This is a genomic window from Quyinboa mangrovi (assembly GCF_042219825.1).
Classification (GTDB): Bacteria; Bacteroidota; Bacteroidia; order Bacteroidales; family UBA5342; genus JBHJHP01.
Genome location: NZ_JBHJHQ010000005.1, coordinates 402,487 through 419,185, shown reverse-complemented (window position 1 = coordinate 419,185; position 16,699 = coordinate 402,487). Strand labels below are relative to the sequence as shown.

Here is a 16,699-nt window from a genome sequence, read left to right as displayed (position 1 = left end):
AGAATGTATTATGTTGGGAATCCCTTTGTGTTTCTTTGTGAAAACGCTTTGTGTACTTTGTGGTTAATGCTGGCCAATATGTAGACTGGTTTAATACAATGATTACTGTATCGGTGTTGTTCTGCAATATGAACGACTTAGTTTATTTTAATCAAACATATGAAAGACACTGTCGTTAATTGAAGCTTTACATATTAAACACCTTTGCCGGTAACAATGGTTTTCAAAGTATAAAAGAAGATTTTCAGATCGAGGAGGATGGACATGTTTTCCAGGTAAATCAGGTCAAATTTCAAACGGTCAATCATTTTATCAATACTGTCGGCATAACCGTATTTAACCATCCCTAATGATGTAATCCCCGGCCTTACTTTTTGTAACAGGTAATAATTCGGGTTCCTTTTTACAATCTGGTCAATGAAAAACTGACGTTCAGGTCTGGGGCCAACCACCGACATGTCTCCAATCAGTACATTCCAGAATTGTGGCAGTTCATCTAAGCGGTATTTCCGCATGGTTCGACCAAAACGCGTAATGCGTTTGTCATCAGGTGAAGCCAGTTGTGGACCGTTGCCATTTTCTGCACCGTCGTACATGGTCCTGAATTTGTGGATATGAAACGGATTTCCGTTTTTACCTACACGTTCCTGCCTGTAGAAAACGGGACCTTTGGAATCCAGTTTTACCCGGATAGCGAGTAAGAGATAAAGCGGAGAAAACAACACCATAAACAGAACTGCAACACCCACATCAAACACACGTTTCATGTTTTCCTCAAAAGGCGGCATCAGCTCATGGGCCACTTCAATAAAAGGTGTGCCATAAATCGGATTGAGCTTGGCGATCCCAATTAGTTTGTCTGCTACACCCGGAGTTGTTTTAATAAACACATCATGGCGGTATAGTGCTTCCAAAACCGATTTTAGTTTTGTTAGTGTGGAATCCCTGAGGGACAGGATCACTTCGTCGATATTGTTTTCGGTAATGATCTGGTCAAGTTGATCTACTGACCCGTAACAGGTCAGACCGTTGATGACCTCACTGCTATGCCGTTTATCCGTTGTCACAACCCCCAGAATGATGTTTCCCAGGTAAGGCGGCAATATTTTTGCAGTTTCTTCAATGTCTTTACCATTCCCAATAATCAGTGTGCGAAAACCATTTAATCCCTTTGCAATATTCTTTTTGATCCTGGTGGTAATGATGCTTCTGGTCGTATAAATGATTACAAACTGTATGGAGAACAGCGATAACAGTGACAGATAATATGTTGAATAGCCTTTTACTACGTCATCGAGCAGAATGGTGAAGAACAAAACAACCGAACCAAACAATATGGACAGAAGGGTCTGCGAGAATTCATTGAATCTGGATCGCCGCAGTACGTTTTTGTAATAGCCTGAAAGCTGAAAGATCAGGATCCAGAAAAAAGGAATCAGCGTGACACCCAGAAAAAGTTTGAAGTCCGGTTGGAATACCAGATTACTGCCAGGGTCTATAGCGTCCAGTCTGGCCCGGCGGAAAAAGAAAAAGACAACCCATCCGATGGCAGAAAAAACAAAATCGGATACAATATATTTTATGGTCTGTTTTTTCCCGCGAATCATTCCCTGATGACTTTTATTTCTCCGTTTGATTTCAGTTTAATAATTCCTGAGGGTTGAGCTCCTGTAGTTTCATCCTGTCGGAATTTTACCACATAATCTGCGCTTTCAAAAACAGCTGGATCAATTTCTGCAAAAAATTTCGGTGACGGGTTTCCACTGATATTGGCTGATGTGCTCACAATCGGTTTTTTAAACTTCTGGATCAGTTGCTTCGAAAAAGCCTCGCCGGTAATGCGAATGCCAATGCTGCCATCTTCTGCCACCAGGTTTTGAGCCAGGTTTTTGGCACCGTCGTAAATGATGGTCAGTGGTTTTTCACTCATCTCAATCAGGTCATACGCAATTTCCGGTACTTCACTTACATAGGTCTGAAGTTTGAACTCACTATCAAGTAAAACCAGCATACTCTTTGAATCTTCCCTTTTTTTTAGTGCATAAATGCTTTTTACAGCATCTGCATTGGTCGCATCACATCCTATACCCCAAATGGTATCGGTGGGATAAATCAGTATTCCTCCGTTATTCAGGCATTCCAGTGCCTTTTCTATATCGTCTTTAAAATCAGCCATGTTTATTTTGTAAACGTAATGCTTTGTACTTTAAATATGTCTCCCTGGTGTTTTGAACCGAAACCTGAACTCCGGTTATGCCGTCTAAAAACGCCAATTTAATAAAAAAAGAACGTAAAAAAGTCAAGGTAGCACGAAATATTGCAGAAAGGGCGCCGGCCTTTTCTCCGGCCTCCAATTTGTGTTCGGCCCACCACCGTGCATATTCTTCTGAATCTCTCCTGAATTCCTGTATGGTTGAAAATTCGTAACGGTTAATATGGAGTGGAATTTTAACTGGCTTTACTCCGGGTTCAGGTAATACTCTTTCCCTCAACACACCGGTTTCCCACAGGCCTTTATCTTTTCTGAACAAGCGGATTCGTTCGTTAGGATACCACAGTCCATGTTCAATCGCTTCCGAACCGATATGGTTCAGCGTTCTAAATGCATAAGCGAATTTTGTGAACTGCTCCCTGTTAACTGCTAGATGATTCAGCAGTCCGGGAGAAAGCTCTTCATTGGCATCTATTGAAAAGATATAGTCGTTAGAGGTCTTTGATATCCCATAGTTTTTCTGATCACCTGCAGAAGTTAATTCCTTTTGATAAAACTTAACTTCAGGATGTTTTTTACAGATTTCCGGTGTAGCATCAGCGGAGTAACTATCCACAACAATAATCTCTTCGCTTACAGGTTTTACCGAAGTCAGGCAGCGTTCGATGTTTTTTTCGTTGTTGTTTGTGATGATGACAGTGGAAATCTCCGGCATTTGGTTATTTCATGTAGTTATAGATCCTGTTAAGGTTGCGGGCAACATTCTCTCCTGTGAATTTCCGTACATGTTTATAGCCTTTTTCGATCATTTCTGCACGCTTGTCTGAATCACTAGACAAGGTTTGTATGGCATGCCCGATTTCTTCCATACTGCCCGGATTGATATACCATGCGGCATCACCACCAGCCTCACGAAGACAGGTTCCTTTTGATGTTATTACCGGAATGCCTGTAGCCAGCGACTCGATAACCGGAATGCCGAAGCCTTCGAAAAAAGAAGGATAGATGGTCATACCTGCCATTCGGTAAATACACGATAATTCGTAGTTACTGGCATTGTGGATCAGGATGACCCGGTTATCCATCTTCCGGCGTTTAACATATTCTCTAACTTTTTCGGTATATTCGGTACGTTGTCCAACAGCTACCAATGGGATATCGATGCGTTTATGGAAAAGGGTACGCACCACTGTTAGCAGATTTTTTCGTTCTTCTATGGTTCCAACCGAAAGGATGAAATTCTCCGGGAGATTGAATTTTTCACGTACCGCTTGCAGTTCTTCCTGTGTACGTTTTTCAAAGTAAAGCTGATCACAACCCTGATAGACCACCCGGATTTTCTGAGGGGATACTTTATAAAATTCAATTAAATCCTGCTGTGTTTGTTTGCTCACCGCTACTATGGTATCCGCAATTTCAGAACTAAACAGGAATTTCTTCTTATATGTCCACCGGTCAAGATCCTTATAAAACTGGGGATAACGCAGAAATATAAGGTCATGAATGGTAACGATGGTTTTAATGTTCTTTTTGCGCTGAATACTAACAGGAAGTTCGTTCCCTAAGCCATGGTAGATTTCAATTTTGTCCCTGCCAAGTTGTGGCACAATATTACGCGTTCGCCATATCGATTTAAACGGACCCTGTAAAACCATCGGAGGCGTTTTAATGGTAACATTATCCATGTTCCCGTTTAAGTCAAAATTGATGGCCTTCCTTAATGACGGCGTATATAAATAGTATTCGTGATTTTTTATATGTCTGGACAGATAAAATACGGTATTGCGCCCATAGTTGCCAAGGCCTCCTTTATTATAGAATATTTGTTTTGCATCGTATCCTATCCGCACTATAGTAGGGTTTTAAATGTATGTAAATCTAATGAATTTTCTCCTCAAATGGTAAATTTAAAGGAAAGTTATTGATTTTGAAATATCAACTTGATTGTAATGAATTCGTTTTTTTGAGTTGTTTTACATATGCATATCGCAGGTATACCGTATGCATTTGATAATACGCATATTTCAATCCCGGATATCCGTCAAAGATTCCTAATCCCATAATGTAGTGTTTAAAAAAACGGAATGCCGGTTTAATAATCAGGTGATAGAAAGAAACACGTTTAATTTTTTTGTCATATTCAACGGATTGAAGCCGGGCATATTTGTCCAGTTTATTTTTGTATGACACGGAATTATGAAATGAATAGTGGTCGAACCTGTTTTTCAGAAACACCGTCTTGCCTTTTGTTTCTATTTCTTCATGAACCAGCTTCCCGTTATACCGGCAACTTTCCTTTCTGAAAAGACGTAAAACTTTATCTTTTTGGATGCCTGAAAAGCGCAGTTTTCTGCCCATAAAAAAGTTCGTCCTGTATATCCAGAATCCGTCAATTTTGGTGTCGGAATTAATAATACCGAGTACTTCTTCTTTTAGTTTTTCGGGAACTCTTTCGTCTGCATCTATTAAAAAGATCCACGAGTTTTTAGCTGTGTCTATGGCAAAGTTCTTTTGGTTTGAGAAATTGTCAAATTTTCGCTGGATAATTGTTGTCTTGAACTTCTTTGCAATTGCTACAGTATCATCCGAACTGTAGGAGTCGATAACAATTATTTCGTCGGCAAAATCAATCTGTTCTAAAAGAGACCCGATATTGTGGGCCTCATTCAGTGTTGGAATGATTACCGTTAGTTTCTCCATGCGAAAACATTAACAATTACAGAAAATGAGAATCTGTAAAACAATTTATTCTAAAATAGGAATCTCAAGGTCCGAAATCATTTCTTCGGTCAGAATACCGCGTCCAATTTCACGGACTTCTCCGGTCATTCTGATGTTCCATTCCTCGTCAATCTGAATTTTCAGAACACCGCCAATCATATTCATGGTGATGTCGCCATCAACAAGGCCTCTCTTTTTAAGTGCGCAGGCAGCTGCGCATGATGAACTCCCTGAAGCCAGTGTCCATCCTGCACCACGTTCCCAGATTAAAATGCGTGCTTCGTTCCGTGATATGGCTTTGGCAAATTGCACATTGATACGGTTCGGAAACAATTTATGATTTTCAAGATATGTTCCGTAAGTTTTGATTTCTTTTTCATCCAGCGCATCTTTAATAACGACGCAATGCGGATTGCCAACAGACACGCAGTTAACCTCAAACGATTTATCACCGGCCTGAATGGTTTCGGCAATAAACTCCGGTTTATCGGAATCTACAGGAATCTTACGGCTTTCAAAAATGGCTTTACCCATGTCCACTGAAATCAGTTTGGCTTTACCATTTTCCTCTTCGATAATTTCTGCAGTTACTAATCCACCCAGCGTTTCAACGGTAAATTTTTTTGAATTGGCAAATCCGTAATCGTACAGGTATTTACAGAATATACGCAGACCGTTTCCGCTTTTTTCCGCTTCTGAACCATCCGGATTGTAAATTTTTAAGCCAAAGTCGGCTTTGTCAGAATCAATTTTTAAAAGAATTCCGTCTGAACCTATTCCGTAGTGGATATTACAAATGCGTTTGATGGCATTTTGGGTAAGTTCAAAGCTTATTTTGGCAGCCTCCATTACAATATAGTCGTTGCCGAGGCCATGGGATTTTATAAAGTAGTTTGTTTCCATCGTAAAACAGTTTATACAAAATTACGAACCAGATCTTCCAGGGTGTCACGTTTGCGGGTCAGCCGTTCATTCCCATCTTTATCAATCAGTACTTCGGCTGGACGAAGGCGGTTGTTGTAGTTAGATGCCATAACCATACCGTAAGCACCGGCGTCCAGTACGCCAATAATATCGTCTTCAAATATTTCCGGCAATTCCCGGTCTTTTGCAATAATATCGCCTGTTTCGCAGATATTTCCGACGATTCTTACGGATTCCTTTTTGGTCGAGACTTTATCGCTGGTGCGATAGATTTCCACGTCGTGATGTGAGTCGTACATCATCGGACGGACCAGTACATTAAATCCGAGATCAGTTCCAATATATTTAAGATCGTAATTTTCCTTGGTTGTATGTACCTTTCCAAGCAGCACACCACATTCGGCAGCGATGTAACGTCCCGGTTCAATTTTAAACTGGATCTCCTTACCGTATTCCTGCACAAACCTGTTGATGATTTCTGTAATTCTGGCGCCCAGTGATTGCAGGTCCAGACGTGCCTGACCTTCCTGTTTGTGATACGGAATGCCGAATCCACCACCCAAATCGATAAATTCGAGATCTTTAAATTCCTTGGCAAATTCAAGAATGGCTGCAGCGCTTTCAGCATAGGCATCGCCTTCCATAAACAGAGATCCGATATGCTGGTTGATGCCGATCACTTTAAGATTGTATTTTTCAACAATGGTTTTAATGTCTTCCAGAAAGCGCATCTCAATACCGAATTTGGTCTTTTTACCACCGGTAACCACTTTCTTGTGATGCCCTGCTCCGACACCCGGATTCAGTCGAAACGTCACTTCTCCGCCCGGATTCAGTTTGCCATATTTTTCTAGTTGTGAAAGGGAGTCAACCGAGATTTTAACACCGGCATCAATGGCGTACTGAAACTCTGCATCATCAACATTATTGCTGATATAAAAAATCTGTTCGGGAGAAAAACCGGCTTTCAGGTTGACAAAAATCTCACCGGGCGACATAGCATCCACATATAAGCCTTCGTCATGCACAATCTTAAGCAATTCAAGATTGCTGTTGGCCTTGGCAGAATAATTGACGATAAAATTCTCATAGTTTACAAGATTCTTCAGTTCCCTGCATCGCTTGCGTAAGATATTTTCATTGTAAACATAAAGAGGAGTGCCGTATTTTTCCACTAACTCGGCAGGTGTTGTATTCCCAAAGAAGTTGGTTCTGCCGGTTATTTCCGAATAAATGTAATTCATTGTTGTTATATCGATTATTTTGTTTTCTATATATTTGCAGCAAAATTAATAATATGGCTCAGATAAACGAAAATTATTTAAAATTACAGGCAGGATATTTGTTTCCTGAAATCGGAAGAAGAGTAGCAGAGTTTCAAAAGAATAACCCCAACGCTGATGTAATAAAGATGGGAATTGGTGATGTTACCATGCCATTGGTTCCTTCAGTAATCAAAGCCTTTCAGGAAGGTGTTGCAGATATGGCCAAACCGGAAACGTTTAAGGGATACGGTCCGGAACAGGGCTATGCCTTTTTACGCGATGCCATTGCAAAAAACGACTATCAGGATAAAGGTGTGGACGTTAAAGCGGATGAAATTTTTGTTTCCGACGGATCCAAATGCGATACCGGTAATATACTGGAGATTTTCGGAGCCGATAATAAAATAGCGGTACAGGATCCTGTTTACCCGGTGTATGTGGATACTTCTGTTATGGGGGGCAGAACCGGTTTAAAACTGGATACCGGTTATTATGAAGGTCTGGTTTATATGCCATGCAATGCGGAAAATGGATTTATCCCTGCACTGCCAACTGAAAAGGTGGATATTATCTTTTTGTGTTACCCAAATAACCCGACTGGAACAACCGCCACCAAAGATGAGTTGAAAAAATGGGTGGATTATGCCAAAGCCAATAAATCCATTATTTTATTTGATGCAGCTTATGAAGCCTTCATTACCGAAAATGATGTGCCACATTCCATCTATGAAATTGAAGGCGCAAGGGAAGTAGCTATCGAATTCCGCAGTTTTTCCAAAAAAGCAGGATTTACCGGAACACGTTTGGGTTTTACAGTGATTCCGAAAGACTTGATGGCATATACAAAAGATGGTGAAGCCAAACCGGTTCACCCGTTGTGGTCGCGAAGGCATTCCACCAAATTCAACGGTGCTTCGTATCCTGTTCAGAAAGCAGCAACAGGAATTTATACCGAAGAAGGTAAAAAAGAGGTGCAGGATATTATTGATTATTACATGGAGAATGCGCGCATCATGCGTGAAAGCCTTGTGGAAATGGGCTTTAAGGTATTTGGTGGTGTAAATGCACCGTATGTGTGGGTTAAAAAAGGTGAGACTAAATCGTGGGATTTGTTTGATTTGTTCCTGAATGAGTCACATGTGGTTGGAACTCCGGGTTCAGGTTTTGGCCCATCCGGTGAAACATACTTCCGTTTTTCAGCTTTTGCATCACGCGAAAATGTGATCGAAGCGATGGACAGAATTAAAAAAATGTGATTTTTAGACACAAGAACCAAGAATCAAGACGCAAGATATAAGTGTCAGAAATAAAGATAAGCGGGGCAATGATGTTGTTCCGCTTTTTTCGTTAATGAGCGTGCGAATGTGCGTTGAACTTTCGTTACGGATATTATTAAATTTTATCGAACCTGCTTAACCCAAACAAGGCAAAATCATATTTTACAGGATCTTCAGGATCAAGTTCGCGGAGTTTCAACGTGACCTCCAAAACGGCTTTCCAGTCGTTGGCTTTTCGGGTAAGCAGTCCCAGTTTTTTTGAGGCATTGGCAGTGTGTACATCCAGTGGCAAATAAAGCTGAGATGGTTTAAACTGATTCCAGATCCCAAAATCCACACCTTTTTTATCATTCCGTACCATCCAGCGCAAAAACATGTTCAGTCGTTTGCCGGTCGAACCTTTCTCTATGTTCGGAATGTGTTTTAATGTGCGAACCGGATGGGCTATGCCAAAGAATAAATCCCGGAAGTGCCCGATTCCGCGATACAGGTTTTCTTCGGTTTGAAACGGAATGGTAAATGGTGTTTCCAGTGTGCCAAACGTTCGGAGAATGTTTTGAAGACTACGGAGTATGAATTTAAGATCCGTGGAATTAAGGGTGCGGTGCACAAAATCATCGAACAGGTACAGATCGTTTTTGGTATGGTTCATCACAAAATCAAACGGACTGTCGTCCATCAGTTCCATCAATCGTTTGGCATTGTTAATAATGGTGGTGCGTTGTCCCCAGGAAATAATGGCCGTTAAAAAACCGGCAACTTCAATGTCTCCTCTTTCAGTGAAAAGATGGGGCACCAGAACCGGATCATCTGCAACAAATGCTGTATTGTTATATTGTTCTGCTTTAAAATCGAGCAGTTCTTTTAATTCTTCATCAATCATGGGTTTGCCTTGTTTCGTAATTTCGGGTAAAAATTAACCCGTTTTGATACCTATTTATAACACCGTTTAGTTGTTCTTGTTTTTGAAAAATAGTTATCTTTGCCGACCGTAAAAGCTTAAAATTAAATGGTAAAGATAACATTTCCGGATAATTCGGTCAGAGAGTATGAATCGGGGGTAACCGGTTACGATATTGCGCAGAGCATCAGTCCAGGATTGGCTAAACAGGTTTTGTCCATAACGGTAAACGATCAGGTATGGGATTTGACGCGGCCAATCACAGCAGACAGCAAAATTGTACTGCACAAATGGGACGATGAAGAAGGCAAGCATGCATTCTGGCACTCTTCGGCTCACCTTATGGCTGAAGCCCTTGAGGCATTGTATCCCGGAACCAAATTCGGTATTGGTCCGGCCATTGAAAACGGCTTTTATTACGATGTTGATCCCGGAGATGATGTAAGTATTACCGATGCAGATCTTCCAAAAATTGAAGCTAAAATGAAAGAGCTGGCCCGGGAGAAAAATGAGTATATCCGCAAGGATATCTCCAAGGCCGATGCCATGTCTTATTTTACCAATAAAGGTGATGAATACAAGCAGGAACTGATCAGTGAGCTGGAAGACGGAACCATCACATTATATAATCAGGGCCATTTTACGGATTTGTGTCGTGGCCCGCACCTGCCGAACACCGACAAAATTAAAGCTATAAAGTTGTTAAGCGTTGCCGGTGCTTACTGGAGAGGCGATGAAACCCGTAAGCAGCTCACACGTATTTACGGTATTACATTTCCAAAGCAGAATATGCTGGATGAATACCTTGTCATGCTTGAAGAAGCGAAAAAGAGGGATCATCGGAAAGTTGGAAAAGAACTGGAACTGTTTACTTTTTCTCAGAATGTGGGACAGGGTCTGCCATTATGGTTACCGAAAGGAGCCGATTTACGCGGGCGCCTGGAAGGATTTTTGAAAAAAGTACAGAAGAAAGCCGGATATGAACAGGTGATAACACCCCATATCGGATTAAAACAATTGTGGGTGACTTCGGGGCATTATGCAAAATATGGTCAGGATTCTTTCCAACCAATACATACTCCGGCAGAAGGTGAAGAATTTCTGTTGAAACCAATGAACTGCCCTCACCATTGTGAGATTTACAAAAGTAAACCGCGCTCTTATAAAGATCTTCCATTACGCCTTGCAGAGTTTGGAACAGTATATCGGTATGAACAAAGTGGGGAGTTACATGGTTTGACACGTGTAAGGGGCTTTACCCAGGACGATGCACACCTGTTTTGCCGTCCGGATCAGCTGAAGGAAGAGTTTATTAGTGTAATCGATATCATTCTGTATATTTTTAAAGTTCTTGATTTTAAAGATTATACAGCGCAAATATCTTTGCGTGATAAAGAAGACAGGGAAAAGTATATTGGCAGCGATGAGAACTGGGAGAAAGCAGAACAGGCTATTATTGAAGCGAGTGCCGAAAAAGGACTGAATACCGTGGTGGAATATGGTGAAGCTGCATTTTATGGTCCGAAGCTTGATTTCATGGTGAAAGATGCCATCGGCAGAAAATGGCAATTGGGAACCATTCAGGTTGATTATAACCTGCCGGAACGCTTTGAACTCGAATATATTGGCAGTGATGACCAGAAGCATCGTCCGGTAATGATACACCGTGCGCCGTTTGGATCACTCGAACGGTTTGTGGCCGTTTTAATTGAACATACCGGAGGTAAATTCCCCTTGTGGTTAACCCCTCAGCAGGTAGCCATACTGCCTATCAGTGAGAAATTTAACGAATATGGCAGAAAAGTTTTAAATCTGCTGAATAATTACGATATTCGCGCCGAAATTGACGATCGCAACGAAAAAATCGGACGAAAAATCAGGGATAACGAATTAAAACGTGTTCCTTATATGCTGATCATTGGTGAGAAAGAGGCTGAAAATGATGAGGTTTCGGTCAGAAAACAAGGTGACGGTGATCAGGGTTCAATGAAAATTACTAAATTTGCGGCGGTCGTTGAAGACGAAATAAAAAACGAGTTGAAATAAAATAAAGTTTAATAAACTTAGGAGGATTTAGTTATAGCTGATTTTAGACCAAGAGGCGGAGGACGCAGACCTGTAAGGGAACAGGAACCACAGCACAGAATTAATGAAAAAATTCGTGCCCGCAGTGTACGTGTTGTCGGAGATAACATTGAAAATCAAGGTGTATATTCCGTTCAGGAAGCCTTGAAAATGGCGGACCAATTAAGTTTGGATTTGGTTGAGATTTCTCCAAATGCAGATCCGCCGGTATGTAAGATTATTGATTATCAGAAGTTTCTTTATCAACAAAAAAAGAAACAGAAAGAGATTAAAGCCAAATCGGTTAAGGTTATTGTTAAAGAGATCCGGTTCGGACCTCAAACTGATGAACATGACTTTAACTTTAAGCTGAAACATGCCGAGAAGTTTTTAAACGAAGGGGCTAAAGTAAAAGCCTTTGTATTCTTTAAAGGGCGTTCGATCCTGTTTAAAGAACAAGGTGAAATTTTATTACTGAGATTAGCCCAGGAATTGGAGGAAGTTGGAAAAGTGGAACAACTTCCCAAACTGGAAGGAAAACGAATGACAATGTTTATATCACCTAAAAAGGTGGCAAAAAAGTAGGACATTAAAATTTAGACAAAATGCCTAAAATGAAAACAAATTCCGGTGCTAAAAAACGTTTTACGTTGACAGGTAGCGGTAAAATTAAAAGGAAGCATGCTTATAAAAGTCATATCCTGACTAAAAAAGCAACGAAGAGAAAGAGAAATTTAACGTATTTCGGTACTGTTGACAAAGCAGATCAGAATAACGTTAAAGAGTTACTTTCAATGAAGTAAAAACGAGTTATTAACAGAGTGAATTAGCTTAAAGACTCCTAATGAGGAGCGCTAACCATTCAAAAATTAAAAGTTATGCCAAGATCAGTAAATTCTGTAGCATCAAGAGCCAGAAGAAAAAGGGTTCTTAAACAGACAAAAGGTTATTTCGGTAGCAGAAAAAATGTATGGACCGTTGCTAAGAATAGCTACGAGAAAGGATTGAATTATGCTTACCGTGACAGACGCGTTAAAAAAAGAAGTTTCCGTGCACTTTGGATTCAGCGTATTAACGCTGCAGCCCGCTTAGAGGGGATGTCATATTCTCAGTTAATGGGTGGTTTGAAAAAGGCCAATGTAGAGATCAACAGAAAAGTTTTGGCTTCTCTGGCTATTGATCATCCAACTGCTTTCAAAGCTGTGCTGAAAAAAGCCGAAAGCGCATTAAAAAAATAAGTGACTTAAGGTCATTCGTTGAAAAGGCATCCGTCGACTGACGGATGCCTTTTTGTTTTCATGCAGATCTATATAAATGCATGCTTTCGCATTTTTTAGTTATACTTGTAACCAAATTTATCAAATTGCTTTGTTGAAAAGATATATCGACATATCGTATCTTGTTTCAGGTTCTGTTCTTTCCAGGCTGACTGAGCTTAAAACATGGATGGATTATGAAGATCTTGCAGCTTTAAACAGTGAATTGGCTGGATTAACCAATCTGTATGTTCCCGGAAATGAAATAAAGAAAACAGATATTTCTTCAGTGTATTGTGGTCGTTATTTTACAAAAGCCTGGATAGTTGATATTAATGATGCAACACCGAGCGATGTACTGACCTGTGATATACTGGGTGAAACGGAAGATAGCTTTGTTGCAGGCGACAGTCTTTTGATCAGAACCGGCTGGAGTAAAAATCATTCAGATAGAAATTTATATTTTGATAAATATCCCACAGTTGGAGTAGACCTTGTGGAATGGTTGGCAAGAAAACAGGCTAATATGATTTTAACAGATACCCCGTTTTTGGCTAACAATCATTATTTGCCTGAGTTTAAAGAGGTTTATGCAAAACTTGGAGAATCGGGTATTCTAGTTGTTACCGGTGTCACAAATCTTGATATCCTCAGCAACGGGTCTGTGGAACTTGTGATTATGCCGTTGAAGGTAAGGGAATTAAACTATTCGTTGGTAAGGGCAGTAGCCATACTTACTTAAAAATAACGTATTCGATGTTATAAAACGGGCATGAACTTCTTTAATTAAAAATTATACAATTAGCATGATTAAAACAAGTTTATGTGAGACCGGAGCGGTTATCCCGACACAGTGGGATTCTTAAATTTTAAAGTATTATTTATTGCCAACTTGAAAATTTAAACGGATGAAAAGGAAAGTCATTAACTGGATTATACTGATTGTTATTTTATTAGCTGTGCTTTTTGCCTTAAAATGGGCAGAGGCAAAAAGGGAGGTATGGCTTAAAAGACAGGATACAGAACAAAAACCCTAAATTTGTTTCCCTGATCTTTAAATCCTTTTGAATCCTGTTTTGTACGAGTTTCCTTCTGCAAACATAAAAATTAATAAAATTTATTAGTTCAGGTTAATCTCTGGTGTCTGTTGTGCAAAACTACATGATGATTTTGTAACTTTAAGTCTTATAAATCCCAATTTGTATGTCATTAGAGATTAAACAGATAACTAAAAACAGTACTAAAGATTGTCTTTTGTTAAAAAACAGAAGGGTCAGCGTTATCATTGATCCTAATTGCGGTGGTCGCATTATTGAGTATTCTGTGAAAGGAGAGAATGTGCTTTACGTGGATCCCAATGAAGAAAGGTATGCCTTTAGTGTTGACAAACCACCTTTGAATAGTCATAGTCCGACCGGAGGTCGTTTTGATATCGGTCCGGAATTGATTATCCCGCAGCATTCCGATTTGTGGATAGGCGAATGGGATGTAATCCATGCTGACCAACTGGGTATTATTATACGCAGTAAAAAGGATCGCAATACCGGCATTCAACTTGAACGTTTTTTTAAACTGTCGGATAACACATCAAATTTACTTTTTACGCAAACCATACGTAACCTCTCTGAAGATCCGGTTAGTTGTTACCACTGGAGCCGAACGCAGGTACGGGGAGGAGGCATATTTATTTCACCGGTGAGCAAATTCTGGAGGTTTCCTAAACGGTACGTGGTTTTTAATTCGGATCATACCATTAATTATATGCCGGAACCCGAGGAAAATGTGTCAGTAACAGACGAGGAGGTTATTGTTAAAGGAAAGCCAAACGGACAGCATATTGCTTTTGATAGCAATGAAGGCTGGATGGCATATGTTGCACCGAATGATATGATGCTGGTGAAACAGTTTCATGTGTATGAGGAAAGGGATTATGGCGAAATTGTTTCCAATAATATGTCATTACTGTATGAAAACGATTTTTGTGAATTATCGCCGTTTGGTCCCATTACCTATCTTGAACCGGGACAGGAAGATTCATTTACAGAAGAGTGGTGGCTGTACGCAATGAATTTTAAGAAGTTAAGCAAATCATTGGATATATCCGAGGTGAGAGAAATCATCAAAGCCCTTTAAGGCTCTGATGATTATGTAAATACTAACCATTTTGCGGTTTTAACAATACTTTTTGCTGGTCGGCAGATTTTATATCCTGGAAGAATTTTACAAAATCAGCATACTGTGATTTGTCATAAATGCCTTTGTTAAACCTGGCACTCCTTATATACGTAAGTTTATTTCCCTCCTGTTTAATAGTTGCTTCATAATTGCCGAAATCAGATATGATTTTTATTGGTTTAATCTGAGCTTCAAGAATAAATCCTTCGGGAAGTATATATTCAATTGTGTCAGATTCCAGCATTGTTCGCTGTATTTCCAGGTTTGATCTGCGTTTAAAAACTTTTTTTGGAGAGTATGTTTCCTTATTTAGCTTATTAATTTCGAATATTATTCTGCTTCCCATCAGTGTTCCGGCCGAAAAGACTCTGAAGTTTAGTTTTTCCTCTACAGCATTAATGTCTCCTCTTATTTGATAATTAAATCCGTCAAGTCGTATATCAGAGAAGGATAGACTTTCATACGTGCTTCGTCTTTTCTTTTCGTTGTCATCGGAGTACCACCATGGGATCTCGTTTTCATATTCTCCGCTGTAATATGTTACAACATTAAAGTCGGCGCTCAGGTCATTATGGATATTTACAATTGCCTTACGTCTTTCACTGTTTAGAGGTCCAGTCAGACGAGGTGTTTTAACAAGTTTGCTGGAATCTTTATCAATTAACAATGCATAGCGGTCATCTGTAAATGTGGAAAGATAACCAGCCGGCATTTTCATATCTGTACATTCCAACCATATTGTATCGTTTTGATTGGGAATACAAAGAATGACATGATTAAACTGGTTGCTCACAAAATCTGCATTAAAATCCGGCATGTCCTCACCTGCTTTTATGACCGTATAATAGGATTTTATTCCGATTACATCCAGTAAACTTTTGGTGTAATTTGAAAGTGCTTTACAGTCGCCATAGCCAACTTCATCCACTCTTTTGGCTTCAATGGGCTGCCACCCTCCAATATCTTCCGACACATTTACGTAATGACATTTATCCTGCATATACCGGTACACGGTTTCAACTTTTCCCCTTACATCTTTTTTATCTTTTGTAAGATCCGTAATTTCGGTGACCGTTTTTTCCGGGAGTTCATTTCTTCCGTCTATTAAGGTATATCTCCACCGGGCAAAGGAATCCCAGTCATGAGAATTCCCCTCAACATGGTATGCTTCGAATTCATTTAATGCAGTAAATACTGTTGGAAACTCTTTTGTGATGCTCGTTGATAAAGGTTCATATTTAGGCGCCGGCTGATTGGTAACTTCCCAGTAGTAACTTGTTGAGTTATTCAACGCTTCAATTTTTGCCGGTTTAGTTACGGCTTGTTCTTTGTATTTAAAATCCAGGCCTTCGTTTACAATTACTTTGAATACTGATTTTTCCAAAGCAACATTATATCCTTCGTAAGAGGTCCAGGTTGGGAGAAACATGGTTCCATCATACGTTTCTTCATATGAATAGGCTATAGTAAATGGTGTCGTCTTCAGCGGTGGTTCATAAATTTTTATTCTGCTGTCATCATATAATGATGTTTCGGTTATGGCGCTTACATCATACACGTCACCGGCTTTGATTGATTTATATTTCTTTCCATCTGCTTTGTAAATAGCACCTGAAGGATACGAAACCTTAAACAGCGATGAATAGGGAAGCATAATGTTCGCTGCTTCCAGCCCTCTTTCATTTAGTATGGTTATTACCCTGTTGTATTTGATTTTAACTCTGGTTTTGGAATACACCATACATTCCGTTTCATCCAACCTGATGACTACATCTGCATTCTCCTTCAGGTTATCCGGAATTGTGCGGATGTCATAATCTGGATCTGTTCCCAACGCATGATTTGTGGTTAGCAGGATTGCCAATATTACTATAAATAATGATTTCATAATTCAGAATTTATTT

Annotated in this window: 17 protein-coding genes; 8 read left to right on the top strand and 9 right to left on the bottom strand. The window is 39.8% G+C overall.

Annotated elements, in window-relative coordinates; translation table 11 throughout:
* Nucleotides 1–194: 194 nt before the first annotated feature.
* The 7 genes from ACE1ET_RS12960 to lysA form a co-directional block, all read right to left on the bottom strand.
* Nucleotides 195–1,607 carry a sugar transferase gene (locus ACE1ET_RS12960; protein ID WP_375728835.1) on the bottom strand — a complete coding sequence of 471 codons (1,413 nt, stop codon included), beginning with the start codon at nt 1,605–1,607 and terminating at the stop codon, nt 195–197.
* Nucleotides 1,604–2,176 (bottom strand): L-threonylcarbamoyladenylate synthase, encoded by a 573-nt coding sequence (locus tag ACE1ET_RS12955; RefSeq protein ID WP_375728834.1) that lies wholly within the window; start codon nt 2,174–2,176, stop codon nt 1,604–1,606. The genes ACE1ET_RS12960 and ACE1ET_RS12955 overlap by 4 nt, the downstream gene beginning before the upstream one ends.
* Nucleotides 2,169–2,927: a glycosyltransferase family 2 protein gene (locus tag ACE1ET_RS12950; protein WP_375728833.1), complete on the bottom strand. Its 759-nt coding sequence runs from the start codon at nt 2,925–2,927 to the stop codon at nt 2,169–2,171. The genes ACE1ET_RS12955 and ACE1ET_RS12950 overlap by 8 nt, the downstream gene beginning before the upstream one ends.
* A gap of 4 nt (nt 2,928–2,931) precedes the next feature.
* Entirely contained in the window at nt 2,932–4,062 is a 1,131-nt protein-coding gene (locus tag ACE1ET_RS12945; protein ID WP_375728832.1) for a glycosyltransferase family 4 protein, read from the bottom strand.
* 85 nt (nt 4,063–4,147) lie between these two features.
* Nucleotides 4,148–4,912, bottom strand: a complete 765-nt coding sequence (locus ACE1ET_RS12940; RefSeq protein WP_375728831.1) for a glycosyltransferase family 2 protein — start codon at nt 4,910–4,912, stop codon at nt 4,148–4,150.
* Nucleotides 4,913–4,957: 45 nt separating this feature from the next.
* Nucleotides 4,958–5,836 carry a diaminopimelate epimerase gene (gene dapF / locus ACE1ET_RS12935; RefSeq protein WP_375728830.1) on the bottom strand — a complete coding sequence of 293 codons (879 nt, stop codon included), beginning with the start codon at nt 5,834–5,836 and terminating at the stop codon, nt 4,958–4,960.
* Between the two features lie 11 nt (nt 5,837–5,847).
* Nucleotides 5,848–7,101, bottom strand: a complete 1,254-nt coding sequence (lysA, locus tag ACE1ET_RS12930) for a diaminopimelate decarboxylase (protein ID WP_375728829.1) — start codon at nt 7,099–7,101, stop codon at nt 5,848–5,850.
* 53 nt (nt 7,102–7,154) lie between these two features.
* Between lysA and ACE1ET_RS12925 the strand changes: the two genes are divergently transcribed.
* Nucleotides 7,155–8,378, top strand: a complete 1,224-nt coding sequence (locus ACE1ET_RS12925) for an LL-diaminopimelate aminotransferase (protein WP_375728828.1) — start codon at nt 7,155–7,157, stop codon at nt 8,376–8,378.
* A gap of 136 nt (nt 8,379–8,514) precedes the next feature.
* Here ACE1ET_RS12925 and ACE1ET_RS12920 read toward each other — a convergent pair whose 3' ends face one another.
* On the bottom strand, nt 8,515–9,282 hold the full coding sequence (locus tag ACE1ET_RS12920; RefSeq protein WP_375728827.1) for a TIGR02757 family protein: 768 nt from the start codon (nt 9,280–9,282) through the stop codon (nt 8,515–8,517).
* Between the two features lie 126 nt (nt 9,283–9,408).
* On the opposite strand from ACE1ET_RS12920, the gene thrS reads away from it, so the two are divergent.
* The 7 genes from thrS (at nt 9,409) to ACE1ET_RS12885 (ending at nt 14,753) form a co-directional block, all read left to right on the top strand.
* Nucleotides 9,409–11,346: a threonine--tRNA ligase gene (gene thrS, locus ACE1ET_RS12915; protein WP_375728826.1), complete on the top strand. Its 1,938-nt coding sequence runs from the start codon at nt 9,409–9,411 to the stop codon at nt 11,344–11,346.
* A gap of 33 nt (nt 11,347–11,379) precedes the next feature.
* Complete coding sequence (infC, locus tag ACE1ET_RS12910; RefSeq protein WP_375728889.1) at nt 11,380–11,949, top strand: translation initiation factor IF-3; 570 nt, start codon at nt 11,380–11,382, stop codon at nt 11,947–11,949.
* A gap of 29 nt (nt 11,950–11,978) precedes the next feature.
* Nucleotides 11,979–12,167, top strand: a complete 189-nt coding sequence (rpmI, locus tag ACE1ET_RS12905) for a 50S ribosomal protein L35 (protein WP_438826951.1) — start codon at nt 11,979–11,981, stop codon at nt 12,165–12,167.
* Between the two features lie 75 nt (nt 12,168–12,242).
* Entirely contained in the window at nt 12,243–12,602 is a 360-nt protein-coding gene (gene rplT / locus ACE1ET_RS12900; protein ID WP_375728824.1) for a 50S ribosomal protein L20, read from the top strand.
* 133 nt (nt 12,603–12,735) lie between these two features.
* The gene (locus tag ACE1ET_RS12895) at nt 12,736–13,362 is read left to right on the top strand and encodes a cyclase family protein (RefSeq protein WP_375728823.1); all 627 of its coding nucleotides are present in this window, start codon (nt 12,736–12,738) and stop codon (nt 13,360–13,362) included.
* Between the two features lie 166 nt (nt 13,363–13,528).
* Nucleotides 13,529–13,657, top strand: coding sequence for a hypothetical protein (locus tag ACE1ET_RS12890; RefSeq protein ID WP_375728822.1), 129 nt, complete (start codon nt 13,529–13,531; stop codon nt 13,655–13,657).
* 166 nt (nt 13,658–13,823) lie between these two features.
* A complete protein-coding gene (locus tag ACE1ET_RS12885; RefSeq protein ID WP_375728821.1) occupies nt 13,824–14,753 on the top strand; it encodes a hypothetical protein in 930 nt (309 codons plus the stop codon).
* 22 nt (nt 14,754–14,775) lie between these two features.
* On the opposite strand, the gene ACE1ET_RS12880 is transcribed toward ACE1ET_RS12885, so the two are convergent.
* Nucleotides 14,776–16,683, bottom strand: a complete 1,908-nt coding sequence (locus ACE1ET_RS12880) for a DUF3857 domain-containing protein (protein ID WP_375728820.1) — start codon at nt 16,681–16,683, stop codon at nt 14,776–14,778.
* Nucleotides 16,684–16,699 lie beyond the last annotated feature (16 nt).